The sequence below is a fragment of the Burkholderia sp. JKS000303 genome, from assembly GCF_002563755.1.
Lineage (GTDB): Bacteria > Pseudomonadota > Gammaproteobacteria > Burkholderiales > Burkholderiaceae > Burkholderia > Burkholderia anthina_B.
Map to the genome: position 1 here is coordinate 4,705,382 of NZ_PDBZ01000001.1, position 8,061 is coordinate 4,713,442.

The 8,061-nt window shown below is 64.7% G+C and carries 7 protein-coding genes; 6 read left to right on the forward strand and 1 reads right to left on the reverse strand.

Annotated elements, in window-relative coordinates; translation table 11 throughout:
* Window positions 1-259: 259 nt before the first annotated feature.
* A complete protein-coding gene (locus tag BX604_RS22035; protein ID WP_098552642.1) occupies window positions 260-2,122 on the forward strand; it encodes an ABC transporter ATP-binding protein in 1,863 nt (620 codons plus the stop codon).
* A gap of 330 nt (window positions 2,123-2,452) precedes the next feature.
* Window positions 2,453-3,424: a LysR substrate-binding domain-containing protein gene (locus BX604_RS22040; protein WP_098552643.1), complete on the forward strand. Its 972-nt coding sequence runs from the start codon at window positions 2,453-2,455 to the stop codon at window positions 3,422-3,424.
* Between the two features lie 25 nt (window positions 3,425-3,449).
* Here BX604_RS22040 and BX604_RS22045 read toward each other — a convergent pair whose 3' ends face one another.
* The gene (locus tag BX604_RS22045; protein WP_098553021.1) at window positions 3,450-4,352 is read right to left on the reverse strand and encodes a LysR family transcriptional regulator; all 903 of its coding nucleotides are present in this window, start codon (window positions 4,350-4,352) and stop codon (window positions 3,450-3,452) included.
* Between the two features lie 231 nt (window positions 4,353-4,583).
* On the opposite strand from BX604_RS22045, the gene BX604_RS22050 reads away from it, so the two are divergent.
* From BX604_RS22050 to BX604_RS22065, 4 genes are all read left to right on the forward strand, one after another.
* On the forward strand, window positions 4,584-5,546 hold the full coding sequence (locus tag BX604_RS22050; protein ID WP_098552644.1) for a LysR family transcriptional regulator: 963 nt from the start codon (window positions 4,584-4,586) through the stop codon (window positions 5,544-5,546).
* Between the two features lie 135 nt (window positions 5,547-5,681).
* A complete protein-coding gene (locus BX604_RS22055) occupies window positions 5,682-5,864 on the forward strand; it encodes a hypothetical protein (RefSeq protein ID WP_098552645.1) in 183 nt (60 codons plus the stop codon).
* Window positions 5,865-5,907: 43 nt separating this feature from the next.
* Window positions 5,908-7,314, forward strand: coding sequence for a cytochrome ubiquinol oxidase subunit I (locus BX604_RS22060; protein ID WP_098552646.1), 1,407 nt, complete (start codon window positions 5,908-5,910; stop codon window positions 7,312-7,314).
* On the forward strand, window positions 7,311-8,061 hold a 751-nt coding region (locus tag BX604_RS22065; RefSeq protein WP_143748070.1), incomplete at its 3' end, for a cytochrome d ubiquinol oxidase subunit II. The genes BX604_RS22060 and BX604_RS22065, both read left to right, overlap by 4 nt.

Consider the following 8,061-nt stretch of genomic DNA (forward strand, 5'->3'; position numbering starts at 1 on the left):
TCGGCGTCCTTTCAACCGTTCACTTCAGGGAGGTGCAGATGTTCCGAATGCCAGCAACCTTCCCGAACGTGGTCCCACGACGCGGCTGATCCAGCCCGTCGTCCGCGCCGGCTCCCGGATGCTTCGCTAACCCGCCAGCCCGCGCTTTTTCCCGACAGCCCGTTTCGTTTTGCCCGCGTCGTTCGAGCGGCCGGCTGTTGCGTTTTCGACGTTCTCCGAACCGGAAAGTCCCGTCGCGCGATGCGCCGGGCAACGACACATGACCAGAAAAACCACCCGTCCGGGCGGCCAGGCGTTCCAGGCCGTCTTCGGCTTCACTTTCCGCTACTGGCGCAAACAGCCGGTGCGCACCGCGACGATCGCGGCGCTCGCGCTGCTCGGCGCACTCGCCGACGTGCTCACGCCGCTGTTCGCCGGCCGCCTCGTCGATGCGCTGTCGACCGGCCTGACCGACCGCGCCGCCGCGTGGCATTCGGCCCTCGTCGCGTTCGGCACGCTCGCCGCGCTCGGCATCGGCGCGACGCTGCTGCGGCAAGGTGTCTACCTGAACATCATCACGCTCACGCTGAAGATGATGAGCGAGATCGCGGCCGCGTCGTTCCATCGCGTGCAGCGCTTCTCGACCGACTGGCACGCGAACAGCTTCGCGGGTTCGACCGTGCGCAAGATCACGCGCGGGATCTGGGCGCTCGACCTGCTCAACGACACCGTGCTGATCGCACTGCTGCCGTCGGTCACGATGCTCGTCGGCGCGACCGTGCTGCTCGGCACGCACTGGCCGGTGATGGGGCTCGTCGTCGGCGCGGGTTCGCTGCTGTACATCTCGGTGACGGTCGCCGTGTCGCTCGGCATCGTCGCGCCGGCGGCGCGGCTCGGCAACCTGTGGGACACGCGCATGGGCGGTGCGCTTTCCGACGCAGTAAGCTGCAACGCTGTCGTCAAGGCGTTTGGCGCGGAAACGCGCGAGGAAGCGCGGCTCGCGCGCGTGATCGGCAAGTGGCGTCAGCGCACGCGCCGCACGTGGGTGCGCGGCACGTTCAACGGCGGGTTGCAGGGTGCGATGCTCGTCGCGATGCAGGCCGCGATGATCGGCGTCGCGCTGCGGCTGTGGGCGAACGACGAAGCGAGTGTCGGCGACATCGCGTTCTCGCTGACGATGTTCTTCATGCTGCAGGGGTATCTGCGCGACGTCGGCATGCACATCCGCAACCTGCAGCGCTCGGTCAACGACATGGAGGAACTCGTAGCGCTCGAACGTCAGCCGCTCGGCATCGACGATCGTCCCGGCGCGCCGGCGATCCGGATCGGGCAAGGCGAGATCCGCTTCGAACACGTGACGTTCCGCTACGGCAATCATCCGGTCGCGCTGTACGACGATTTCTCGATGCGCATCGCGCCCGGCGAGCGCGTGGGCCTCGTCGGCCATTCCGGGTCGGGCAAGACGACGTTCATCAAGCTGATCCAGCGTCTGTACGACGTGTCGGGCGGACGCATCACGATCGACGGCCAGGACATCGCGCAGGTGCAGCAGGATTCGCTGCGCAGCCAGATCGCGATCGTCCAGCAGGAGCCCGTGCTGTTCCACCGCACGCTCGCGGAGAACATCGCGTATGCACGTCCCGGCGCGAGCCGCGCCGACATCGAGCGCGCCGCGCGTCTGGCCAGCGCGCACGACTTCATCGTCGCGCTGCCGGATGGCTATGACACGCTCGTCGGCGAGCGCGGGATCAAGCTGTCGGGCGGCGAACGCCAGCGCGTCGCGATCGCGCGTGCGTTCCTCGCCGATGCGCCGATCCTGATCCTCGACGAAGCGACGTCGAGCCTCGACAGCGAAAGCGAGGTGCTGATCCAGCAGGCGATGGAACGGCTGATGGTCGGCCGCACGACGCTGGTGGTCGCGCATCGGCTGTCGACGGTGCGCGCGCTCGACCGCCTGCTCGTGCTCGATCGCGGCAAGGTGATCGAGGAAGGCAGTCACGACGAGCTGATCCGCATCGACGGCGGGATCTATCGCCGCTTGTTCGAACGGCAGGCGCTGGAACTGGCGAAGGGCTTGATCGATTCGCCGCGGCGCATGGTGGATGACGATGCGGGGCCGTTGGGGGAGCCGGCGGCGGTTTGATGCCGGCAGGTGGCGAGGTGGCCCGGCAAGGGGGTTGCGATCGCCGGGCCACCCGACGATCGGGTTCGGAGCAAGGCTGCGCGGATGCACCGCCATTTCGGGTTCGTCGAATTCGCTGGCAGCCCGTTCGACGAACCCGAACACGGTGTTCGACATACGCGCACTACCCACGTCAGCGTGGCTGGATTAAGCTGCCCAAGGCCGCGGCCTGCGTCGCACCATCCGCATCCTGGTACACGAATGCACGCACCGCGTCCGTCACCCTGGACTTCGGCACTGCCGCACCGCCCGCCAGGCGAATTCAACCGCGATCGCAACCCGACGACGCACATGCCCGATAGCACTCACCCGCCGCTGGTCGCTGCTCGGCTCTCACGCACCGTCTCCCCTACGCTCGGCTATGACCTCAACGACCTCTACTATTTCGTGCAGGTCGTCGACTACGGCGGATTCGCGCCGGCCGGGCGCGAACTGCGCCTGCCGAAATCGCGACTGAGCCGCCGCATCGCCTTGCTGGAACAGCAGTTGGGCGTCAAGCTCATCCATCGCTCCACGCGTTCGTTCGCGATGACCGAGTTCGGGCGTGCCTACTATGCACGATGCAAGACCATGCTTGCGAGCGTCGACGAGGCGCAGGCCGTGATCGCATCTGCCCACACGCAACCATGCGGAACCATTCGCCTGTCCTGCCCCGTCGCGCTGCTCCATGCCCATGTCGGCACGATACTGACCGCTTTTGCAGCCCGTTATCCCGACATCCGCATCGAACTGGCCGCGATGAACCGCCGTACGGACGTCATCAGAGAACGACTGGACATCGCGCTCCATTCCGGCCCGGGGCCGCGGATTGCCCAAGACCTCGTGGCCCGCACGCTGGGGCATTCCCGTCAATGCCTGGTCGCGGCAGCCGCGCTTTGCGAACGCCTGGGCCAACCGCACCATCCGTCCGAACTCCAGCCGTGGCCGAGCCTCGGCTTTGGCCTGCCGGCGCCCGAGCACGCCTGGGAACTCGTGGCGCCCGACGGCACGCTCGTGACGGTTCGCCATGCGCCGCGTTTCGTCACAACCGATTTGCTGACCCTGCGCAAGGCAGCCGTCGCCGGTCTCGGTATCGTTCAACTGCCTGCGGCGATGGTCAGTGACCAGTTGGATGACGGAACGCTCAAACGGATCCTGCCTCGCTGGTCGCCTCGACACGACGTGATTCATGTCGTGTTCTCGAGCAGAAAGGGCATGCCTCGCGCGGTACGACTGCTGATCGATTTCATCGCACAACGCTTTGAGGCGTTGCAGGACATGTAAAAGACAATCGACCGCCACGCGACGGTCAGGATTCTTCGATCCGCGCGAACTCGTCAGCCAGAAAATCCAGCAGCGCACGCACCGAGGGCAGCAGCCCCCGGCGGGACGGGAATACCGCGTGGACGATCCCGCTTTTCGGTAGCCAGTCGGGCAATATCCGGATCAGCTCGCCGCGGCGCAGTTCGTCGCTCACCATCATCATCGGCAACTGGACGATGCCGGCTCCCGCCACCGCGGCCTGACGCAACGCAATCATGTCGTCAGTCACGAATCGTGGCGTGTGGCGCACTGTCGCGCAAACGTCATCCGGACCCTCTAGGCGCCAGACATGCTGCGGTTGCGGTGGCCCGAAATCGAGACTCGGCCACTCGGCCAGCTCGGCAGGCGCCGCAATTGCATGCGGCTGCACGAGGGCTGGGCTCGCGACGAGGCACCAGGTGCGCTCGCCGAGCACACGCATCACGAGATCGCTGTCCTTCAACGGCGGCGGGCGAACGCGAATGGCAATGTCGATCCCTTCACCGACCACGTCGACGACGCGGTTGGTCGCCTCGAGATGCACGGTGACGCGCGGGTTGCGCGCCATGAACTCCCCCAGCATCGCGCCGATTCGGGCATGCAGCATCGCGACCGGACTGGTCAGCCGAACCACGCCCTGCGGCTCCGCCCGCATCTGCTCGATCGCATCCTGTGCCGCCTCCGCCTCGACCAGCATCGCCTTGCAGTGGTTGTAGTAATGCTGGCCGATTTCCGTGACCGAAAACTGGCGAGTGGACCGCTGCACGAGTCGCACGCCGAGATGCTGTTCGAGCGTCGCGATCCGTCGGCTCAAGGTGGATTTCGGCACGCCGAGCACGCGGCTGGCCGGCGCAAAACCCTTGTGGTCAACCACCTGTGCGAAGAAATAGAGATCGTTGAGGTCCTGCATCGGCGCGCTCGATCGTTCCATAAATGAGACGCTGAGGATAACTCGCGCAGTCTACCGACGCAAAACAGGTTCCTCTACGCTTCGGTCATGCGCTCACCACGCAATCGACCGGCTGAACCGCCCGGATAGCGCCCCCCCCGACGTCGCCCGTGTCCGGCAGCACCCGAGCCAGGCCGAATCGCGATGAAAGGCCGCTTGTGTTCCACGTCCGACGACCATCCTGATCGCCTCATGAAATCGCTGAACCACGACGATATCCAAGCTTTCCTGCTCGCTGTCGAGCGTCAAAGCATTTCCGAGTCCGCACGCCGGCTCGGGTTGTCGAAATCCGTCGTCAGCAAACGCGTCAGCGATCTGGAACGCACGCTCGGCGCCCAGCTGTTGACGCGCTCTACCCGTAGCGTCACGCCGACCGAATCAGGCCTGACGTTCTACCGTGCCGCATCGGACTCGTTACGTCAACTCATTGATGCCGCCGAAGCGGTTGCAGCGCAATCGCAAGGACTGTGCGGTGAATTGCGCATTACCGCGCCGGTGAGCCTGACACGGCTCTGGCTCGGCGCTGCGATCGCACAATTCGCCGCAGCGCATCCGCAATTGTGCGTCACGCTCGAGACCGACGATCGTATCGTCAACATCGGTGCGGAGCGGTTCGATGTCGCGATCCGTTCCGCGCGGCTTCCCGGCAGCATGCTCGTCGCACGCCGCATCGCCGCATGCGAGCGTGTGGTCGTATGCAGCCCGGACTATCTTGCAGCGCACGGCGAGCCGCGATCAATCGACCAGTTACTTGGGCACAAGTGCCTGAACTACAGCAACGCGACACCGTCCACCACGTGGTCCTTCGTCACGCCGGATGGCCTCGACAAACCGCGATCGATCAGCCCGGCAAGCACTTTTCTGTCCAACAACGGCGAAACACTGCGCGACGCTGCGATACAAGGCATCGGCATCGCGATGCTGCCGCGCTACATCGCGGACGCAGACCTGCGCGACGGCCGGCTCGTGCGCTTACTCGCAACGGCAACGCCCCAGGACGAGATCATCTATGCCGTGCACTCGCGCAACCCGTTCGCGAATCACAAACTCAAACTGTTCATCGAGCATGTTCGTATCACGCTGCTCGATCCGAGGTGGCCCGCCAACGACGGCGACGACCGACGCACCGATGCGCTCGCCGAAGATGCGCTCTGACACGCATCGCCGCGGCTGACCCGGGACGATATCGCATGAGAGATTTTCAACGAACGATCACCCCTGAAATCGCCATCAATCAGTTATCCATATTGACTGTATGGCGTCATCCAAACCGGAACCCACAACCCGACCATGTCCGTCAGGAAGACCCTCTCATTCTCGGCGAAGGCGATCGGCACATTCGCATTCGCGGCGGCCATCGCGACGACAGAGATGGCGCTGATCAAGATCTTCTCCGACGAGGTGGCCTATCTCGTGCTTGCCGCGTTCGTCGCACTGTCGATCGCGGCCTGGCGTCGCACGGAAACAGACTAGGCCCGGCACTCGTCATGCTGACTCACATCAAACGAGGTCATAGATGGATACCGTGATACTGGCTCGCATCCAGTTCGGACTGACCGTCACCTTTCACATCATCTTTCCGACGATGTCGATCGGCCTCGCGACTTTCCTCGCCATCGTCGAAGGATTGTGGCTCAAGACACGCGACCCGCTCTACCTGAAGATTTACCGGTTCTGGCTGATCATTTTCTCGCTCGGGTTCGGTGTCGGCGTCGTCAGCGGCATTGTGCTGTCGTTCGAATTCGGCACCAACTTTTCGGAATTCGCGCGGCTGGCCGGCCCTGTCATCGGCCCGCTGATCGCGCTCGAGGTGCTCACCGCGTTCTTTCTCGAAGCCGGGTTCCTCGGCATCATGCTGTTCGGCATGCAGCGAGTCGGCCCGAAGCTGCACTTCTTCGCGACGGCCATGGTCGCCGTCGGCACGACGATCTCCGCATCATGGATTCTTGCCGCCAATTCGTGGATGCATACGCCTGACGGGGTGACGTTCGATGCCGCCGCCCATGCCTTTCACGTCGTCGACCGCTGGCGCGTCATCTTCAACCCGTCGTACCTGGTTCGGCTGCCGCACATGCTGCTCGCGGCCTACCTGTCTGCTTCGTTCTTTGTCGCGGGCGTGGGCGCATGGTATTTGCTCCGACGCACGCATGTCGCGTTCGCGAAACGCACGATGTCGATAGGGCTCGGCTTCGCCAGCATCGCCATCGCGCTTCAGCTGCCACTGGGCGACTCGGTCGGTTTTCGGATGTTCGACTACCAGCCCGCGAAGTTCCAGGCCATGGAAGGCTACTGGCAACCGACGAAAAGCGCGCCCTATCTGCTGTTCATCACGCCGCACCAGCAGCAGGCTCGCAACGGAATACAGGTCGGCATCCCGTATCTCGGCAGCCTGATCGTCACGCACTCGATCCATGGCACGGTTCCCGGACTGACCGCCACGCCGGCCAAAAACCGTCCGCCGATGGCGCCGGTGTTCTATGCGTTCCGGGTCATGTTCCTGCTCGGCCTGCTGATGTTCGCCGTTGCTGCGATCAGCCTGTGGCTGCGCTTTCGGCGCGTACTCTTTTCGACCCGATGGTTCCTGCACGTCGTCCGGACGATGATGCCGATCGGCTTCATCGCGACGATCGCAGGCTGGTACACCTCGGAAATCGGCCGTCAGCCGTGGGTCGTGTACGGCTACTTGCGCACTGCCGACGCCGTGTCACCCGTCCCGGCCCCCCATATCCTGTTCTCGACCACGCTCTTTGCCGTCACGTATGCGCTGTTCCTCGCCGCATTCGTCGGCATCACCGCCCGCGTGATACGGCGCGGCCCGGATGCGGCCCTGCACACGTCGCCATACGCCGCCTCGCTCAAGCCCGTCCTGATGTCCGACACCGAGGCCGCCGCCGGCGGCGGCCGGACCGGAGAAAAATCGTGAATATCGCCTTGAGCCACGTCTGCATCCTCATCGCGATCTTTGCGGTCGCGATGTACGTCCTGCTGGACGGCTTCGATCTGGGTGTCGGCATCCTGCTGCTGTCCTCGCGGCACGGCCCCGAGCGCGATGCGCTGGTCGACAGTATCGCGCCCGTCTGGGACGGCAACGAAACATGGCTGATTCTGGCCGCCATCGTCCTGTTCGGCGCGTTCCCCCCGGCCTATTCGATCCTCGCACCGGCCTTCTATCTGCCGTTCATGGTGATGCTGGTGTCGCTCGCCTTTCGCGGTGTCGCGATCGAGTTCCGGGTCCATACGCCGTTTCCACGCCTCTGGGACGGCGCGTTCAGTATCGGCTCGATACTCGCCGCGTTTGCCCAGGGGCTGGTTGCAGGAGCGCTGCTGTCCGGCGATATCGTCGTGACAGGCGGACGATTTGCCGGCAGCACACTGGATGTCTTCACGGGCTTCAATGTGCTGACGGGCCTGGCCGTCATCGCGGCGTATGCCAGCCTCGGCGCTGCGTGGCTCCACTGGAAGACCAGCGCGCAACTCCAGCATGCCCGGCTTCCCATGCTGCGCATGGCGATGCTTGCGTTCCTCCTGCTCGCCGCCGCTGCCTGCTGCGCAGCGTCGACGCTGCCGGCAGTCGCAGCCATGTGGCATGCGCATCCGGCCGTCATGGCCATGCTCGGTACGGTCTGCGTCGGACTGTGGATCGCCGCCTTCTTCGCGTCGTACACGGCTC